The sequence below is a fragment of the Streptomyces sp. NPDC014864 genome, from assembly GCF_043081525.1.
Taxonomy (GTDB): domain Bacteria; phylum Actinomycetota; class Actinomycetes; order Streptomycetales; family Streptomycetaceae; genus Streptomyces.
The window spans coordinates 18530-36508 of sequence record NZ_JBIBWT010000031.1; the positions used below are offsets into that span (position 1 = coordinate 18530).

A 17979-nucleotide genomic window follows, 5' to 3' on the forward strand; every position below is an offset into this window, starting at 1 on the left:
GTGCTATTTCTTTTCGCACCTAGGAGACGGCGTACGAATCACTAGGTCTCGTAAGGACGGGTGTGAGAGGCAGCGCTCGACGACTACTTGTCCGCGCGACTGAAACGAGTGAGGTTTCTACGGAGACTGTTGGGGATTGGTCGTTCGACACGCATGCTAGATAGCTATTTCTAACAATTTAGATTGTTAGAGTATTGGTTATGACTGTGGTTGCTGTTGTTAATCAGAAGGGTGGGTCTAGCAAGACCACCACCGTGCTCGGGCTTGCCTCAGCAGCGAGCGCCCGCGGGATCGAAACTCTGGTGATCGATCTCGACCCGCAGTGCAACGCGTCAGAGGCGCTCGGTATCGAGTACCCGCTCGCAGGCAAGACCGCCGCGAATTTACTCGCTCAGGAGCTTCGCGGTAGCGCAGCCGATGCGGTGCACACCTCGACGTGGGACCACGTCAGCGTGATCCCCTCGGATCTGGATCTGGCCGACTTGGACGCGGTCTCCGGGCTTGGAGTCGAACAGCGTCTGCGAGCAGCGCTCGACTCCGACGATCTTCGCCAGCGATACCCACTGGTGCTGATCGACTGCCCTCCCAGCGTCGGCAAACTTGTTTCCAATGCTCTCATCGCCGCCGACACTGCACTGATCGCGACTGAACCATCGTTCATGGCTAGCCGTGGAGTGTCGAAGATTCTGGACGCGATAGAGACGATTACCCGCTACTACAACCCCGGCCTCACCGTCTCCGGTGTCCTGCTCGGCAGGGTTCCGGCGCAGGGTCGAGAAGCTACGCATCGGGCCAGCGAAATTCGGGAGGCGTTGGGAGAGATGGTGTTGCCGATGGTGGTCCCCCAACGTGCTGCGGTCGCCGAAGCTACTGGTGACCATCTCCCGGTGCACAGCGTCCGTCCAGCAGTTCATGAGGTGACAGTTGCATTCGACGCGGCTCTGGACCGAGTGCTCTCTACGGTGACCGTCGCATGAGTACCGCCAAGAAGAAGCCATCCGCGTTCGCAACACCACGAGTCACCGAGACCGCTAGACCCCACCCATTTACTCCGCAACTCGCTCGGGAGGTTGCGGCGGCGCCGCCCACACTTCCAAAGGACGCCACGGTGACCGCTTTCGCGACCCGGCTTCCGCCTGATCTGCAGCGAATGGTCAAAACCGCCTGCGCACAGCGAGGGATCCGCATGCAGGACGCTGTGTACGAGGCGCTTTGGCAGTGGCTCAACAACCAAGAAACGCAAGTACAATCATCGTTTCTAACAAAATAACTTTCTAGAGTTTCTTGGTGTAGCCCATACCACGAAGGCGAAGGCACGCAGGTTAGTTTGGTGATCAGTTGGAACTCGCGGTGCACTCGTCTTGAGTAGGCCACCACGTATCAGGGTCTTCTTCTTGTAGCGAGGTAATGATCTACCCGGACCACCTACCTGCGCTGCGGCGTGGCTGGATCGTGGTCGCTAGTTATCGTGAGCTCCCATGTTTCTGCAGGGAGTAGCCGGGTTGCCTCTTTGATAAAGAATTCCCGGTCGTCGGGCTGCGTGAACCGGAAGGTGGCGTGCTTACGAGCTGCCAGCCAGTGATTGACTTTGGTGCCTCCCCAGGCGATCTGTGGGTAGGTTCCTGATTCGCAGTACTGAGCGAGTCCTCTCAGCATGCTCAGGACAGCTTCATCCGTCACCTTCAAGGTGGCGCTGTGCTTGCAGGCTGCGTAGTTAGTGGGGGGCATCTTTCCTCGTCCTTGGTTGAACGGATATTTTGCAGGTTGCAGATTGTTTCTAACAATAAAGCTTTCTAGAAATTTTGAGTTTTGGAGTATTCGATGCCTGGACCAGGATGCAAGCCAGTTTGCTCTCAGTCCTAAGTACAGTCCTACGTAGTGGGGTTAAGAGGATTATCGAACTGTCCGAGCATCCAGTACCGGGCGTTCTGGATCTGCTCGTCGGTGACATCGGCTTCGGAGCTGAGACCATGCAGAGCCGCGGTGATCTCCACGAGAAGGCTGTAGACGTCGCGGGTCTCGGCTTGAGCCATCATCTCGTCTTCTGGGTGTTCGGCGAGTTCACGGTCGAGGAAATTCAGCGCGTAATGAATAGTGCGGATCAGTGCACTCGGATACTGCATCGGCACGGTAGACGCAGCGCGCAAGTGAGCAGGGTTCGGCTGCCACGGGGGACCGCTCAGGTCAGCAGGCGTCACGGACCGGGTTTTCCTTCTCTTCGATTTTGCGGGCGTCATGCAGTATCCGCCCGACGGCTCCGATGGTGATGTCCATTTCCTCGGCGATGTCCCGGTATTTCATGCCTTGGTTTCGTAGTGACACCACGCGGTCACGGCGGACCTTGGCGCGCTCGAGGAACTCATCCCGTGGTTCGGCGATGAGGCGTCGAGCGGTTCGCTCGGAAGACCCCAGGCGTTCCGCGAGTTCTCGTGCAGTGATGGTTCGACGTTGCTTGGCTCGTGCTCCACCTTGGCTCATAGCGCGTACTCCATTGCTGTGGCGAGATCGAACTTCGTGGCTCGTTTCCGGTTTGCTTCGATCTTTGCAGGTGTCATGACCTTGCCACCTTTACGTCCGAGGTGAGCTTGGCGTGCGCGGTAGGCGGCTTCGTCGAAGTTGCGCCAGATCCATTTACCGATGGAGTACGCGGTCGCCCGAACCTCGACGAAGGGCAGGGGATCGGCGAACTCGGTGTTGACGGCGTGGCAGTGCTGCAGGACAAGACGTAGCCACTGATCGGCGGTGCCGTTCCGGTGATGCCACCACTGGGGGTAGGCCCATTTGCGGGCGGTGTCGAACATGGTGACGTTGCGGCCGAGGCCGGCCGCGCGATCGGGGCGGCGGGGTGCCTGGCGGGGGGTGTGGATGGTGGCCAGTTGCCGCAGCGTGTACGGAGTGGACGGTCCGTAGATGGTTTCCCAGTCGGGGTGAATGGGGTTTTTGGTGAGTTGCCCGCCGTAGGCGAAGTCGCCGCCGACGGAGACCTTGAGCCCGGTCTCGATGCGGTGCGCGTAACGAATGGGGGTCAAGCGGGCGGAGTCGGTGCGGCAGACGTGGTTGGGTCCGAGCCACCAGCCGAGGTGCGCGCGTCCGGAGGGGGACTGGGCGACCCAGTTCGGGGCGGGATGGTCCGAGGGTTTCTCGAAGGCTCGCATCGCCGCATCTGGATGGTCGCAGTCGATGACGATCGAGCCGAGCAGTGCGTGGGGGGAGTGCTCGACGTAACGCATCGTCAGGGCGTCGTCGCGGTGCATCCGGTACTGGCCACGCTCGAGGTAGTTCGTCGCGTAGGGGCGGTGTGGGAGGAGTACCTCGTCAGCCCACTGCGTGTCATTGAGTAACAGTGCCCCCGAGGTGTCCATGGGGACAGCGTGCCGCATCACGATCACTATTCAGGTCGGACACGCCGAGCCATATAGAAAATTATTCGGGTGGGACGTGCCAAGCCATATCAGGTATCCCGGCCCCCCACCCAAAATCCGCGCGCTTGGCCTCCTGCTGGAAAGCTACGTCTACGGAATTTCCCTGACCGGGTCTGGAGAGCATCCGTCTATCGAAGTGGAGCTGCTGAATGTTCGATCTTGCACCGTACGTGGAGTCGTGGATGGAACGACTCGGTAAAGAGCGGCCTCTGTTCCACTCGGAGAGCGACTTCCAGCTTGCGCTGGCAACGGTGATGGCGGATGAGGTGGAGCAGGTTCGGTTGGAGAAGAAGGTGGCCGTCAGTGAGCGGGTGGGCGGACGGTCTCGGCTGGCGGTCGATGTGCTCGGGCGGCTCGGTGGTCGTCGTATCGCGTTGGAGCTGAAGTACCCGAAGAAGCGTCTGCTGGCGGACGTCGACGGTGAGGTGTTCGAGCTTTCTTCTTCGGGGGCGCCGGATCTCGATACGGCGGCAACCTGGCGGGACGCTCAACGCGTCGAACGGCTCATTCTCGACGGAAGTGTCGAGGCCGGGGCTTCTCTGACGTTGACGAACTACCCGTTTTGGAGTGAGCGGAATTCCACGGTGCGCTCGCAGGCGCACGAGTTCCGGTTGTGGGAGGGCCGTCGTGTCGAACCCGGATCGTTGCAGTGGCAGCTCAAGAACGACCGGGTCGGGGAGAGCTTGGGGTTCGAATCGGGGTATCGGTGTTCGTGGCGGGACTACGGCGGTACGCAGTCCTTCGGACTCAGGTATCTGCTTCTGCAACCTTCACTGCGGCGGCAGACGTAGGGAGGGGTGATCAGCGATCTGCACGGACACTGATCGACCCGGTCAATCCGGTGGTCTCGTTTCGCATCGTCACGTGGAGGCATCGCCACAGCGGGGTGGGTGGAAAGTTTTTCGGTGTCGGGTGTCAGTGCCGACTTTTTCCGGTGCTGCGCTGCAGTGCCCGCCGCTGTTGACGAGACAAGGCAGCGGCGGCTCCGTTTTTCGGTGTCGCCTCGGCCGCCGGCGCACGGGTGCGCCGGATGTAATCGGCCAGGAGCGGTGCGAGTTCGACGGCGGCGTCGTGCATGGGGCCGGGGAGTTGACGGTCGATGCTGCGGGGGCCGAGGTTGGCGGTGACCACACGCAGGACGCGGGCGATCAGTTCGGGGGAGTGGGTGACGTGCAGGAGCGCGTCGGCGGGGTCGAACGTCTCGGATGCGGCGCCGGGTCTTTCGGTCGGCTGCACGGGTGGGGCCGAGGGTGCGACGGTCTCCGTCTGCCGGATCACGCGCATTCCGACGACGCCGGCGCGGGCTGCTTTGCGGGCGTTGTGCGCATCGCGTCGGCATTGATCCGAGCACCACACCCGCGGCCGTCCTCGTGTCGGTGGGCTGATCGCGCGGTGACACCACGGGCAGATTCCCCGTGCGCCGCCCTCCTCGAGCAGAGCACCTCGAGCAGAGCAAGATATTGCAAAACCCCGTGGTTTTGGATTCCGCCCGTGCGGTCGGGTGCGCGAGCGGTCGCGCCGAACTCCGCGGGGGAGGCAACGGAGCAAGATAGAAACTTAGGTGCCCTAAGTCGGCTACCGCGGCCTGCCGGCCGCGTCCCGGTGTCCGGGGCGCTGCGCTGGGCAACGAGAAACCGACACCTCGATAACCGTCGACCAGAGAGCTGGCTACGGTCGCTCACGCGCAGAGCAGCTCGACAGAATCTGCCGGTGAATCGGTCACGCGTCGTTTCCGGCATCACATCCGCGCCCGCCCAGCGCGGGGTTTCTGTTGCGAAGCCGCGAGACGCTCCGGCGTGCTCGTGCCGGTGTTCTTCGATTGGGGCCGCCGAGGGTCTCGGCTATGTGCCGGTCTCGATCCAGCAGATGGCGATGTCGGGCGGTGCCGGCTTCCCGATCACCTCGAGGTAGTCGAGGACCATCGCGCGGGCGCGGTCGAGATCGCGGGTTCGGTAGGTCTGGGTCGGGGTGCTGTATCCCTCGATGTGGAGCACCAACCCCGGCGCCCGGGTGCCGGCGCGCCACCACAGTCGGCGCGATTCCCATCGACTGACTTTCACCCGAATTTCTTGCACGCCTTCGAGCATCGCAGCACCTGCCGACAACGACCTACTCCCTGAAAGGGTCCATGGCAACGCGCGTCGCTGTCCGTGACGACCTCACCCAGATATTTCAGACACACCTCTTGCTGAATTTCAGACTGCGGGGGCGTACTTTCGTGCGACGAAATGTTTTTCAGGCGGCGGACGCCGTTCCGGACCTCGGCACCAGGCGATGAACCTGCCGGGCTCGGGTGCCGTTCCCGGCTTACCTCCCCAGTTCTCGACGCCTTCTCATCGCCCGCGCTGCTCTCCTGGCCGTGCTCGCTCGTCACGCGCTTCTGCCCACATCTACCGATCTCTACCGATCTCTACCGCCCTCTATCCCGAAGGGTTCTTTCTCGCTCGCCCCAGGTGCCACACACCTCTTGCATTCAGGTGACGAGACTGACAATGTTTTCGGGCGACGAAATGTTTATGCTGACGAAATGGACCCGAACCTGTGCCCACGCTGCGGTAACTCGGTCACCGTCAAGCCACGTGGCCGGCCGGCCCGGTGGTGTTCGGATCGTTGCCGCAAACTCGCCTCCGAGGAGCGTCGCGCCGGCGAACGCGGCGCGATCGGGTTGCAGATCCGCGACCACACGCGGGTGGTGGAGAAACCGGTTCCGGAGCGGATGAGCGCGACCGTCGCGGCGGCCCGCGCGGCCGAGGACATCGACGCGGCACTGTCGGTGCTCAGCGCTCTGCAACGCAGGCTCGTTGCCGACGAGGTCGCCCTCACCGACCTCGACCGGCTGTACCGGGGTATCAACGATCTGCGGGCGACGTTCCGCCGAACCGTCCCCCCGCATGCCGTGGGCCTCATCAGTTACCGGACCGAAAGCCCCGCTGCGCCGGACCCGAAGACGGCGGTGCCCATCGTGCTGGGTAGTCCCCGCGCCTGCGCGGAAGTGATCGCCGCACTCACCGAGCGCGTGCGTACCGGCGACCTCGCCCACGACCCCCGGCACGACCGGACCCGGCGCGCTGTGGCAGACCTCATCCGTACCGCGCACGTCCGCCGATAGTTGCGCTGTGTGGGTGAGATGCACCGATCCGTTCACGACAAGGGTCGACGGGTAGGTGCGGCGTGGGCCGAACGAAATCATGTCGTCGACGTCCATGTCGCCGGCGCGGCGGAGGCTTGAAGCCGGCCGTTCCGGGCATTGATCCGCCAGGGTGGTACCGCTTCAGGCCCGCGCGGAGTCCACGAAAATGGTGTGGAATCAGCACTCGACGATGGCAGGCTCGCTGTCGTTCCCTCCACCGATGTACTGATGGTGATGGGATGGAGCCACCGTCGATGACGGTGGACTGGATCAGGGAGCGAGAGGAGAGCGGTAGTGGCGGCACAGCGAGGTGTGACCGAGGCGCAGGCGGATTCGGAGCTCGCCGCGCTCACCCCGATCATGGCGGTGGAGGGCCGCACGATGGACGAGCACAGCCAACAACTGCTCATGCAGCTGCTGCAGGAGAGCATCAGCCTGTGCGATGCCCTCGATGCGATCATCCGGCGACGATCCGATATCGCCTCGAGCGCACCCCCACCCGCCGACTGAGACCGCCCGGGGGAAGCCGGGTGTGCCCGTCCTTTCCGATGCCCTCGACGCTGTCCGATGCGGTGCAGCACGCGGTGGGGGTTTGCCGACCCGGCGCGGTTCGCGTCTTCGCCGGAGGTGTTGCCGGTCTCGATGTCAGATGTGGTTGGTCGCGATGGACGAGAAGTGCGCTGCGATGGCATCGTCGATTCGGGTCGACAGGCTGACCTCGTCGCAGTCCGCGGGAATCGCTTGTGTGGCGCCGATTGTTCCCGCCCACAGGTTCCAGGCGAGTCGATGTACCGCCGGGGTTTCACGGACGTCGCCGGCCTCGATGGCGCGTGCGACGAGGTCGTCGGTGTTCTCTACCCACCGCAGGTAGGTCTGGTGCGAGCCCTCGATCGAGGGTTCGAGGCTGAGTTTCATTCCGGCCCGGAGGATCTGGTTCGCGTCGAGGCGGCGGGCGAGTATCCGAAAGATCATCTCCACCTGCGCCAGGGCGGTAGATCGGGTCGCTTTGGCATCTGCGAAAGCGTGGTGCACCGCGCGGGACCATTCTTCGATGAGGTTTTGCGCCATCGATTCTTTGGATGCGAAATGGAAGTACATTCCACCTTTGGTGGTTTCGGCGTCGGCGATGACGGTGTTGACGTTGGCGAGTGTGTAGCCTTCGGCGTCGAATCGTGCGGCTGCCGCGGCGAGGAGTTTTCCTCGCGTTCGTTCGGCTCGAGGTTGCAAGGGTTTACGGTCGGCGACGACGTACGTCCCGTTGCGCTCGGTCATCTCACCAGTCCAATCAGGGTCGCTCGGTCTCGGGCGGTGCGAGGACCACCGCTCCGCAGAATTTCGTACAGCTCATTCCGAACGCCCGAGGGCACGACCGTGCGCGGCCCCGTACTCGCCATGCCCATCAGTGAACTCCCTTTTCCCGATCGTGGGCGGCAAAGCCGTCACATCTTTGTCGAGATCAATAGTGCCGAACAATCGAGGACCGTCACGGCCACAAGCTCACAAATCCCGATCGAGCGAGAGCAGCAGCCTCCGATGTAGCCGACCCCAAGTGTGGCGGCACCGAGAAACCCGACCCGACAGCGACCGACGAAACAGGAGCTTGGGCGTATCGGAATCGACCCAAATGGGTGGCGCCAGTCCCAGGACCCGCGCGAGGTTTCGGTATCGGTGGTCGTGTGTGAATCTCAGACTCGCCTTCGGCCGGACGTCAGATTTTTTTGGTGGCACCCGTCGCCCGCAGTGATTGCCGGACACTTCTCTGCGCGCCGCAAACGTTCGGCCATGTCGAGGACCAGCCCTGCGGACGATTCGGAAAGACCGTCCACGCAGGACAACAAGCGCCGCAGCGGCCCCTGTTCGAGCCGGTCGATGACGGCCGACGCGTCCGTGGACTCGCTGCCGGCCGGCCGAAAAAAGTAGTCGTGATCGACTCCGAAGTAATCCGCAAGCACGGCAACGACATCCGGAGAAGGGCTCGTCCGCAGACCTCGGCGTAACTGAGACAAGTAGGGCCGCGACATACGCCAGCCGCCGGCTGTCAGATCGTCTGCCACCTCTGCTTGGGTGACGGGGTGACCGAGTCGCGGTGAATCCTCGAACAACATATTCAACCGGTCAGCGAACATACGATTCCTCACGTCGAAAAGGCCGAAAACAGTACCGAGCGGAAAACGAGAACCAGGGGCCGACCGCCGCTCGGCACGCCGGGCACGCCGTGTCCGAACGGTTCCACCATGCGGGCACAGAATGCGAATTTCCCTCGACTTATCGCTGCGGTTGCGCACAATGCCCTGAACAGCCGACTCTCCCCTTCCCCATACCGACGGGCCGTCGGCCGATGCCGGCTCCCCAGCCGCTGAACCTTGGGACTGTATCGGATGAGATGGGTCTGTCCAGAAAACGGTGTAATTGATTGATTTCTAACTACTTTCGTCCGGCAGACAGCCGTCCGTCGAACGTTATCTCGAAGGCATTCAGTGCTGCCTTCCATCGGTTGGACCAGCGTTGGCGGGCGGTGCCTTTCGGGTCGAGGCTCATGATGGCCAGATACACGCATTTCAAGGCCGCGGCCTCGGTCGGAAAGTGTCCACGGGCCTTGATAGCCCTGCGGATTCGGGCGTTGACACTTTCGATGGCGTTGGTCGTGTAGATGACCTGCCGGATGGCGTTGTCGAATTGTAGGAACGGCACGAACTCAGCCCAGGCATTGGTCCAGAGCCTGATGATCGCGGGATAGCGTTTCTCCCATTTGTCACTGAACTCTGCGAATCGGTCGAGCGCGGCCTGCTCCGACGGCGCCGTGTAGACGGGTTTGAGGTCCTTGGCGATCTCGGACCAGTCCTTGCGGGAGGCATAGGCGTAGGTGTTACGGAGAAGATGGACCACACAAGTCTGCACGATGGTCTGTGGCCACACTTGCTCGATCGAGTCGGGTAGATGCTTGAGACCGTCGCACACGACGATCAGAACATCCTGCACACCACGGTTTTTCAGCTCGGACAACACCCGAAGCCAGTACTTCGCCCCTTCCCCGTCGCCGTGCTCACCGGCCCACAATCCGAGGATGTCGCGGGTGCCGTCGACAGTCACCCCCATCGCGACGTAGATCGGCCGGTTGGCGACGTTGCCCTCGCGAATCTTGACGTGGATGCAGTCGATGAACAGCACCGGGTACACAGGGTCCAACGGCCGGTTCTGCCACTCGGCCATGCCTTCCATCACCCGCTCGGTGATCGTCGAGATCGTCTGCTTGGACACATCGGCTCCGTACACCTCGGCCAGGTGTGCAGCGATCTCACCGGTCGTCAAACCCTTGGATGACAACGAGATCACCATGTCCTCCACGCCTGAGAGCCGACGCTGCCGCTTGGCCACGATCTTCGGTTCGAAGGAGGAATCCCGGTCACGGGGCACCTCGAGTTCGACCGGGCCGGCCTCGGTCAACACGTTCTTGGTGCGTCTACCGTTGCGGGAGTTGCCGCTGCCCCTGCCTGCCGGGTCGCTCTTGCCGTATCCGAGGTGGTCGTCCATCTCGCCTTCGAGCGCGGACTCCACGACTAGCTTGGTCAGCTTCGACAGCAATCCACCATCTCCGGTCAACTGCAGCCCTTCGGCTCGCGCCTGCTCGACCAGCTCTTTGAGCCGCGCATCGCTGATACCCGGCTGAGCCGAGTTCGTCTCTGTCTCACGATCAATCACATCAGTCATAGTGGCGTATCTCCTTTCAGAGTTACACCGTTGTTCTTACAGTCCCGATGAGATCGCGCCGCCCCCCGTTCGCCGGCTGAGACTGTTCGGGGAGGTGGGCCCGTCTTTTCCGGTGCCTCGACGGGTGTGGGTTCAGGTGTTGTTGCGGTGAGCGCGGCGCACCCGGTCGGCGTCGGTGATCTGTGTGCGCCAGTGGTGGGTGAGCCACATTTCGACGAGTTCGGCGGTGGTGTCGGCTTGTCGGGCCCAGTGGTGGAGCAGGTCGGTGTAGCGGGTGTAGCGGGCGACGGTGAACTGGGGGACCGAGGGGTTTTCCAGCCAGCCGTGCTGGAGCAGGGTCGACACGGATTGTTGATCGAGAAGTTGCGGTCGCCAGATGCTGTCGGGGTGGGTGGCCCAGCAGTACAACGAGAACAGTGACGGCCCGACGCCGGGGGTTTTCGGCCATCCGGACCATTGCCGGAACGGGCCGGCGTCGGTCAGCGCCGGGGATCGCTCGCACGCGGCGAACGCTTCGGTGATGACCCGGAACGGTTGATCCGGGGTGCTCGGGGTGCGGACGTCGACGAAGCGCCGTGCCCGGCCCCGGTGCGGGTGCGCGTAGAGCCACGCCGCGCACAGGTAGAGGGCGCTCAGATCCCGCCAACCGTCGACTTCGAGGGTGCCGCTCTCGCACTGAAGATCACTGCGGCTCAGATACGCTGTCCCGGTGTCTATCTGGTGTCCGTCGCGGTCGTGGCCGGCGATCCGCACCGGGATCCGGTGGCGATCGAGGCGGGTGTTCCACCAGTCGAGGTCGACGAGGGCCATGTCGTCGAGCACCGCAAGACCTTGATCGCGGGCGCTGCACCACCGAACGCAGTCGTCGGGAACGGTCAACGGTTCATCACGGGGGTCCATGGGAACATCGTGACAGTACCCACCGACAGTCCAGTGTGTTCGGAATCTGTTGCAGCACTGCATTTTTTCGCGCCGGTGCTCTGGTGTTCGTCGGGGTCGGTGTGTGTCAGCTTCGCGGCGTGGCGCAGGAGTGGTCGTACTTCGTCCAGAACCGTGCCCGCAACCGGTATCGGATCTTCTCGTCCAGGTCGTACTTCTGGGTGACGTCGCAGGCGTCCCGCAGAAGTGCGCGGTCGATGTCCGGTGGAATCGAGGGCCGCGCCGCCTGAAGTTCGAGTTGGTCCTCACCGGTCGCGCTTTCCTGAAACGCTGTGAGAACGCGGGAGACGACGTCGTCGATCAGTGGGCCGTGCTCGTCGTTGTCGTCACCGTACCCGTGCGGGTTGTGGGCGGGCGATCCCGTTGAAACACTGTACGCCAGAACCGATGTCGGTCGCGGCGTTGTCGGGGTGTGCTGAGGCCTCGCGAGGTCGAGGGGAGTGCGAGTGGGCGGGTGCGCCGCCGCTGCGGTCGTCGTCGACATCGACGGCCGGTGCGGGGGTCTCGGCGCCGGCCCGGGGTGGCGATCGACTTTGACCACTGCGGCATCGAGCGCCGCGCCGTCGATGTTGTCGAGGTCATCGGCCGCGGACCAGATGCCGGCTCACGCCGTGCGCTTTACCGTCGGCGGTCGGTACCGCGAGCAGCAGGACCTGCACTCCGTGCACCTGGGCCTCTTCGACTGCTTCGGCGAGGTCGTCGTCGCCGGAGACGAGGAAGAACACATCGGATGCCCTGTTGCGGGCATGGGCCACCAGGTCGAGGCCGATCCGAAGATCGACGCCCTTCTGCTCGCCGTTGACGCCGAACCGTCCGAGTCGGAGCTTCACTTTCGGGAGTTCGCCGATGCGTTCCTGCTGCGCGTCCGGGATCCCGTTGCGGGCAGAGTCGTACCAATACACCCGCAACATCGGCAGTTCGAGTAGAGCGCCGGCGAGCCTTTTCGATGTCCTTCTGGGATTCCTGGCCGAATATTGTTCTGAAATACCAAGGCACGTCGTTGTTTTCGCGCTGATTCCAGATTATGAGCTGGTTGTGGCAGGCGTTGCGTAGCGCGACTTCGAGGTAACCGAGGTCTTCGAACACTGCAGCGCTGATGCGACTGTTCCATTCGTAGAGATCCAGTGCACCTTCGATGTCGTCTCCGGCCGCGGCCTTGTACGGTGCGAGGCGTTCGGGAGTGAGCAGTGTATTCAGGCTCTGGATCAGGGCTGTGGAACGGTTGGGCATCTCACTCCGGCGGTTCTGTAGAGCTTTGATGTGGAAGTGCTGTAGGATTATTATCGAAGACCCCGGATCGGCCTCTGCACTATGTGCATGTCACCGGGGTTTTGATCATTTCCTGGGTAGCAGTGCTGTGTCGCCGCACTTCTTATGTGGGAGTGGAGAACGCAACCGAACTTCGCGGCCGGACCCGATGTCCGCAGCTCTGTGGGTATTTCGAAGCATGAAATCCGTCCTCCGGTTCGATAGCGGAAGTCCCCATCCGGCGGCAAGGAACTGTCGCGATCACGGCGCCTAAGCTCTTTTATCTAACCGTCGATGAGTGTGCGGATCTGATCGAGGATCTCAGCAGCCTTCGCGTCGTCTGCATCGGCAACTTCGAGAAGGAAAGTATCGTTCGATGCTCCCGGTTCGAGAACTGCGTCGATCACCTTCCCTACAGCCGAACTCTTTGCGTATATGCGCACTTCTTCCCATTGTCGCGGCTGCGGGTTGCTGTCGATGGTCTGCTTGGGGTAGTACCCGAGACCAACTCCCGCCAAAGTTGTACCTACTTCAGTTAGGACGCGCGGTCCAAGCTTCCGGTAGTCGAGCATTTCCCTCAAGTCTTGTAGTGAGGCCACTACGAGCCCAAGTTGGTCTACTTCTGACTTGAGATCATCGATATTTGAATATTCCATTTTATCCTCTTCCTTAAATGTTTCTTTAGCGGGTTTATCATATCACAAGATAAATAATATGATGAAACTGATTGGTTTGTTAATGCGGTACGGGTTCCGAACCGTGTCTCGCGGACCTGTCGGGTTTCGGCTAAATCGGGGGTCGGGGAGCAGATCCGCCCAATCCGGCGCTAAGCACGGAAACATCGAGCGGTGCTGGGCTGTAGGTGATTTCATGTCGGCGTGACCGATGAGGGCGGCTACGGCCGGTTCGGGGCGTTGTCCCGTGTTGAGCTGGAACGGTTCTTCTACCTCGATGACGAAGACCGGAAGCTGGTCGCGGGTCGGCGGCGGGACTACAACCGGTTAGGGTTCGCGCTTCAGGTCGTGACGGTCCGGCAGCTCGGGATGTTCCTGGCCGATCCGCTCGACGTGCCCCCGGAGCTGGTCGAATATCTCGCCGAGCAGTTGGGTATCGAGGATTCCTCGTGTGTGAAGCAGTACACCGAGCGGGACAAGACCAAACTCGAACATGCCTGGGAGATCCAGCGCGAGTACGGGTTGACCTCGTACAGCGAGGTCGAGTCGGAGTTGGCGGCGTGGGTCTCCGACCAGGCGTGGGTGACCGGCGACGGACCGAAAGCGATGTTCGCCGGCGCGGTCGACTGGCTACGTAAACGCCAGGCGTTGCTGCCGGGTCTGCGCACGTTGGAACGTTTGGTCACCGAGGGTCGCCAGGCCGCTGATCAGCGGTTGTGGGGTCAGCTGACCGATCAACTGACCGCCGGTTCGGCTTCAGCGCTGCTGGCGTTGCTGACCGCGCCCGAGGGCAAGCGCCGTGTCAGCGAGCTGGAACGGCTTCGCCGGGGCGTGTTCCGGACCAGTTCCAAAGGGATGCTGGCGGCATTGGACCGCCTCGCCGAGCTTATCGCGGTGGGAGGGCAGTCCCTGGATGTGTCGATGGTTCCGCAGCGCCGGGTGATTGGTCTGGCCACCTATGGATTGTCGAGCAAGGCTCCTGCGTTGCGGCGCCTCGAGCCCCGCCAGCATCGGGTGGCGGTGATGGTGGCCACGGTGAAAGTGCTGTCGGGCCGAGCGACCGATGACGTGCTGGAGTTGTTCGACCTGTTGATGGTCACGGATCTGATGTCGAAGGCCGAGCGGGAATCGCGTGAGGAGAAGTTGCGCCGGTATCCGCGGGTGTCGCGTCATGCGGGCAAGCTCGCCGCGGCGGTGAAGGTGCTGTTGGAGATGACCGAGGTCGAACCGGACCTGAGCTTGGAGATGATGTGGGATCTGATCGAGAACACCGCGACCAAGAGCGAGCTCCGTGCCGCTGTCGCGGTGATCGACGAGCTGGTTCCGGTGGATGACGTCGAGTTGAACGAGCAGCGCCTGGAAGAGTTGGCGGGGCGCCTGGCCACGGTCCGGGTGTTCCTGCCACCGATGATGCGCACCGTGGTGTTCGGGGCCACCGCGGACGGTGCGGCGGTGCTGGCGGCGATGAAGACCCTCGCCGAGTTGATGTCGGCGAAGTCGAAACTGTCCGCGAGCTGGCTCGATGCTCGTCAGGTCGACCACGATCTCATCGGTGGCGGGTGGAAGCGGCTGGTCTATCGCGAGGGCCGCCCACCGGAAACTGTCGACCGGGCCGCCTACACGCTGTGCCTGCTCGAGCAGTTCCATCGACATCTCAAGCACCGCAACATCTTTGCCCCGCACTCGACGCGATGGCGTGACCCGCGAGCCCAGTTGCTGGCCGGGCCCGCGTGGGAACGTTCCCGTGAGGCCGGGATGAACGCGTTGAACCTGCCCGATGATCCGGGTTCGTTGCTCGGCGAGCATGCTGCCGCGGTGGACACCGCCTACCGTGAGGTCGTCGCGCGGCTCGATAGCGACGGTCCGGCGACGGTCGATGAGGATGGCCGTCTGCATGTCGCCTCGTTGAAGGCGGAGCCGGATCCGCCGTCGCTGGTGGATCTGCGCCGGCGGGTCCAGGCCATGGTGCCCGAGGTCGACCTGCCCGAGCTGGTCCTGGAAGTCATGTCGTGGGTGCCCGGGTTCGCCGAGTCGTTCACCCACGCCTCGGGAAATGGTGCCCGCGTCGCCGATCTGGGGTTGTCGGTCGCCGCGGTGCTGTGCGCGCATGCGATGAATGTGGGTTTCAAGCCGGTGACCAGCCCCGGTGTGGACGCGCTGACTCGTGACCGCCTGCACCACGTCGATCAGAATTATGTTCGTTTGGAGACGTTGACCGCGGCCAACGTGGAGTTGGTCAAGGCCCAAGCCGAGATCGAGTTGGCGCAGCTGTGGGGTGGTGGGCTGCTCGCCTCGGTCGATGGCATGCGGTTCGTGGTTCCGGTCCGCACGATCCATGCGAGACCGAACCCGAAGTACTTCGGCCGTAAACGGGGTATTACCTGGTTGAACATGCTCAACGACCAGTCCGCCGGGCTGGCGGCCAAGGTGGTGTCCGGCACGCCACGCGACTCGTTGAACTTCATCGATGTCGTGCAGCTTCAGCAGGGTGGCCGCCGGCCCGAGGCCATCATTACCGATACCGGTTCCTATTCCGACATCGTGTTCGGTTTGGTGCATTTGATCGGCAAGCGGTATCGGCCGCAGTTGGCGAACCTGCCCGATCAGCGGTTGTGGCGGTTCGACCAGGGCGCCGACTACGGCCCGCTCAACCAGGCCGCACGGGGGCGAATCGACACAGGAAAAATCGCCGCGCACTGGGAGGATATGTGCCGGGTCGCGGTGTCGATCCATGAGTGTGAGGTCTCCGCTCACGACGTCACCCGCATGATCTCCCGTGACGGGAACCCCACCCCGTTGGGCCAAGGGATCGCGCACTACGGGCGGATCTTCAAAACCCTGCACATCCTGCGCCTGGCCGACGACGAACCGTATCGGCGCGAAGGCAAGGCCCAGGCCAACCTGACCGAGGGCCGCCACGACCTGGGGCGTCGCATCTACCACGGGAAGAAAGGGGAGATGACCCGCACCTATTACGAGGGCATGGAAGATCAGCTCTCCGCGCTCGGGCTGGTGCTCAACTGCACGGTTCTGTGGAATACGTTCTACACCAACCGCGCTCTGGAACAGCTACGCGCCCAAGGCTATCCGGTGCTCGACACCGACGCGCAGCGGCTGTCGGCGTTCATCCGCGCCCACATCGGCATCGACGGCCACTATGCCTTCCACCTGCCCGACTTCGGCGACCGCCACCGGCCCCTGCGCGATCCCGATGCCCCCGACAAGGACGACTGAGCACGTTCGGAACTCACTGGACAGACCGACCCGTTCTGTCATGTCCAGGCTTTCGGGTGGCCGGCGGGTCGGGTCAGCAGCTGCAGCTGGGCGGGGTGTCGCCTGTCAACAGTTGCTGGGTCAGTGGGCGGCCCAGGGCGTAGGCGTCGACGACCGGCAGGACGGTGGCGCCCGGGTGCGTGTCGAGCCACCCTCGGGCGGCGTCGGCGCTGGCGAAGAAGTGGACCTGGTTGCAGAACGCGGTGCGGATGGAGTCCGGGGCGTCGGGGGTGACGACCGAGACGACGGCGGTGGCCGGGTCGAGGTGGGCGACCCGGTCGGGTTCGACGGTGAGCCGTACCGGGGTGCCGGAGGTGTGGCAGGGGGAGGTTACCTGGGCGGTGCGGCCGAGGACGGCGGGGAAGATCAGGGTGTCCAGGGCACACCAGGTGTACAGCGTCGCGCCGCCGGTCTCGAAGCGGTGCGGGGTGGGCTTCAGGGTGATGCCGCTGCCGATGATCCGGCCGTGCTCGTCGTATTCGGTGTCGGGCATGGCTTGTAGGGCGTGGCGGATCTCCTCGGCGCTGCGGCCGGTGGCGGTGGCGAGCTGGTCGAGGGTTACGGGTTCGCCGTGGGCGAGCAGCCGCAGCAGCGACGGCCACAGCCAGGGCTGGGTATGAGCGGTGCCGAGAGTGTCGTTGAGACGGTCGGCGAGTTGCTGGATCGGGCTGTTCATGAGTGTGGGCTCCTTGTCTGGTTCGGACCCGGGGCAGGCCGGTATCTGGGGGAAACGTCCAGGGCCACAGCGTTTTCGGTGGTGTGCGCCGGGTGACTTGGCGGGGTGGCTTCGACGGTAGGGTCTGTCCCCGGGGTGAGGGTCAAGCCCGCAGGTCGCATCCGCAGAGATCGCCCACTGAACACAGGTCGTCGGCGGTCACATGCGCGCTGTGTGTTGTTTCGAATTCGTCGATGCGGTCGAGGATCTGCTGGGCGTGGCCGATCCGCTCGTGGAGTCGTTGCCGGGAACGGTGCAGCAGCTCGGCCAGGTGCGTGCCGACCGACCGGCCGCTGGTGTCACCGCCGGCGGTGAGGAGGTGCTGGATTTCGGCGATGGTGAGCCCGAGCCCGCGGAGCTCGCCGATGAACCGCACGCACCACAGGGCGTCGTCGGTGTAGAGCCGGTACCCGGCCGGGCTGCGGCCCAGGGTGCAGATCAGCCCGAGGTCGGTATACTCGCGCAACGCTTTCACCGGCACCGCGGTGCGCGCGGACAATTCCCCGATCGTCATCGTCCGTGTTGTCGTGTCCATGGGTGTTCCCGGCTTCGCGTGGGGTGGGCGTGCGCGTTCAGCCTGCACAGCAGGAGAGTTTGGTGACGTCGGTGGTGAAGGTCTGGGCGGTGAGTTTCAATGCTTCGCCCATGGTCAGATACGGCGCCCAGGTGTGGGCGAGCTGGTGCACGGTCAAGCCCGCGGTCATGGCGTAGCCGGCGGCGGTGATCAGGTCTCCGGCATTGTCGGTGAGTGCGTGCACGCCCAGAATCCGGCCCGTGCCCTGCTCGGCGATGATTTTGACCAGGCCGCGGGTGTCGCGGTTGACCAGTGCCCGCGGCACGTACGCCAAGTCCAGGACCCGGCACTGGCAG

At 63.4% G+C, this 17979-nt stretch carries 19 protein-coding genes and 1 pseudogene; 5 read left to right on the forward strand and 15 right to left on the reverse strand.

The window, feature by feature from the left end:
• The first annotated feature begins 200 nt into the window (after positions 1-200).
• Positions 201-977, forward strand: coding sequence for a ParA family protein (locus tag ACF1A5_RS32730; RefSeq protein ID WP_064114095.1), 777 nt, complete (start codon positions 201-203; stop codon positions 975-977).
• Between the two features lie 894 nt (positions 978-1871).
• On the opposite strand, the gene ACF1A5_RS32735 is transcribed toward ACF1A5_RS32730, so the two are convergent.
• From ACF1A5_RS32735 to ACF1A5_RS32745, 3 genes are read right to left on the reverse strand one after another with little or no spacing between them, the layout of a single operon-like run.
• Positions 1872-2198, reverse strand: a complete 327-nt coding sequence (locus ACF1A5_RS32735; RefSeq protein ID WP_064114092.1) for a hypothetical protein — start codon at positions 2196-2198, stop codon at positions 1872-1874.
• Positions 2185-2478, reverse strand: coding sequence for a sigma factor-like helix-turn-helix DNA-binding protein (locus ACF1A5_RS32740; RefSeq protein ID WP_064114091.1), 294 nt, complete (start codon positions 2476-2478; stop codon positions 2185-2187). Before ACF1A5_RS32740 ends, ACF1A5_RS32735 begins: the two co-directional genes overlap by 14 nt.
• Positions 2475-3362, reverse strand: coding sequence for a replication initiation protein (locus ACF1A5_RS32745; RefSeq protein WP_064114090.1), 888 nt, complete (start codon positions 3360-3362; stop codon positions 2475-2477). Before ACF1A5_RS32745 ends, ACF1A5_RS32740 begins: the two co-directional genes overlap by 4 nt.
• Before the next feature lie 209 nt (positions 3363-3571).
• On the opposite strand from ACF1A5_RS32745, the gene ACF1A5_RS32750 reads away from it, so the two are divergent.
• Positions 3572-4213 (forward strand): hypothetical protein, encoded by a 642-nt coding sequence (locus ACF1A5_RS32750; RefSeq protein WP_211919423.1) that lies wholly within the window; start codon positions 3572-3574, stop codon positions 4211-4213.
• A 124-nt stretch (positions 4214-4337) separates the two neighbouring features.
• Here the strand turns inward: ACF1A5_RS32750 and ACF1A5_RS32755 are convergent, their stop codons facing one another.
• Both ACF1A5_RS32755 and ACF1A5_RS32760 read right to left on the reverse strand, forming a co-directional pair.
• A complete protein-coding gene (locus ACF1A5_RS32755; protein WP_352029904.1) occupies positions 4338-4658 on the reverse strand; it encodes a hypothetical protein in 321 nt (106 codons plus the stop codon).
• Positions 4659-5263: 605 nt separating this feature from the next.
• Positions 5264-5509, reverse strand: coding sequence for a hypothetical protein (locus tag ACF1A5_RS32760; protein ID WP_064113952.1), 246 nt, complete (start codon positions 5507-5509; stop codon positions 5264-5266).
• A 440-nt stretch (positions 5510-5949) separates the two neighbouring features.
• Here ACF1A5_RS32760 and ACF1A5_RS32765 point away from each other — a divergent pair, with 440 nt between their 5' ends.
• Positions 5950-6531 carry a hypothetical protein gene (locus tag ACF1A5_RS32765; protein ID WP_073513684.1) on the forward strand — a complete coding sequence of 194 codons (582 nt, stop codon included), beginning with the start codon at positions 5950-5952 and terminating at the stop codon, positions 6529-6531.
• A 315-nt stretch (positions 6532-6846) separates the two neighbouring features.
• Positions 6847-7062, forward strand: a complete 216-nt coding sequence (locus ACF1A5_RS32770; protein WP_073513685.1) for a hypothetical protein — start codon at positions 6847-6849, stop codon at positions 7060-7062.
• A gap of 135 nt (positions 7063-7197) precedes the next feature.
• On the opposite strand, the gene ACF1A5_RS32775 is transcribed toward ACF1A5_RS32770, so the two are convergent.
• The 7 genes from ACF1A5_RS32775 to ACF1A5_RS32805 form a co-directional block, all read right to left on the reverse strand.
• Positions 7198-7824, reverse strand: a complete 627-nt coding sequence (locus ACF1A5_RS32775; RefSeq protein ID WP_081377650.1) for a TetR/AcrR family transcriptional regulator — start codon at positions 7822-7824, stop codon at positions 7198-7200.
• A gap of 413 nt (positions 7825-8237) precedes the next feature.
• Positions 8238-8678 carry a helix-turn-helix domain-containing protein gene (locus ACF1A5_RS32780; protein ID WP_241199208.1) on the reverse strand — a complete coding sequence of 147 codons (441 nt, stop codon included), beginning with the start codon at positions 8676-8678 and terminating at the stop codon, positions 8238-8240.
• A gap of 298 nt (positions 8679-8976) precedes the next feature.
• Positions 8977-10260, reverse strand: coding sequence for an IS256 family transposase (locus ACF1A5_RS32785; RefSeq protein WP_003945410.1), 1284 nt, complete (start codon positions 10258-10260; stop codon positions 8977-8979).
• Between the two features lie 132 nt (positions 10261-10392).
• On the reverse strand, positions 10393-11160 hold the full coding sequence (locus ACF1A5_RS32790) for a hypothetical protein (RefSeq protein WP_211919425.1): 768 nt from the start codon (positions 11158-11160) through the stop codon (positions 10393-10395).
• A 106-nt stretch (positions 11161-11266) separates the two neighbouring features.
• A complete protein-coding gene (locus ACF1A5_RS32795) occupies positions 11267-11683 on the reverse strand; it encodes a hypothetical protein (RefSeq protein ID WP_350834936.1) in 417 nt (138 codons plus the stop codon).
• 94 nt (positions 11684-11777) lie between these two features.
• The gene (locus tag ACF1A5_RS32800) at positions 11778-12110 is read right to left on the reverse strand and encodes an NYN domain-containing protein (RefSeq protein ID WP_350834938.1); all 333 of its coding nucleotides are present in this window, start codon (positions 12108-12110) and stop codon (positions 11778-11780) included.
• A 621-nt stretch (positions 12111-12731) separates the two neighbouring features.
• Positions 12732-13103 carry a hypothetical protein gene (locus ACF1A5_RS32805; protein ID WP_351642795.1) on the reverse strand — a complete coding sequence of 124 codons (372 nt, stop codon included), beginning with the start codon at positions 13101-13103 and terminating at the stop codon, positions 12732-12734.
• A 222-nt stretch (positions 13104-13325) separates the two neighbouring features.
• Between ACF1A5_RS32805 and ACF1A5_RS32810 the strand changes: the two genes are divergently transcribed.
• Positions 13326-16355, forward strand: coding sequence for a Tn3 family transposase (locus ACF1A5_RS32810; protein WP_050655204.1), 3030 nt, complete (start codon positions 13326-13328; stop codon positions 16353-16355).
• A 73-nt stretch (positions 16356-16428) separates the two neighbouring features.
• On the opposite strand, the gene merB is transcribed toward ACF1A5_RS32810, so the two are convergent.
• The 3 genes and pseudogenes from merB to ACF1A5_RS32825 form a co-directional block, all read right to left on the reverse strand.
• Positions 16429-17070 (reverse strand): organomercurial lyase MerB, encoded by a 642-nt coding sequence (merB, locus tag ACF1A5_RS32815; RefSeq protein WP_050655203.1) that lies wholly within the window; start codon positions 17068-17070, stop codon positions 16429-16431.
• A 142-nt stretch (positions 17071-17212) separates the two neighbouring features.
• The gene (locus ACF1A5_RS32820) at positions 17213-17644 is read right to left on the reverse strand and encodes a MerR family transcriptional regulator (protein WP_238587942.1); all 432 of its coding nucleotides are present in this window, start codon (positions 17642-17644) and stop codon (positions 17213-17215) included.
• Positions 17645-17681: 37 nt separating this feature from the next.
• Positions 17682-17979 (reverse strand): annotated as a pseudogene (locus tag ACF1A5_RS32825) (mercuric reductase); the annotation flags it as partial.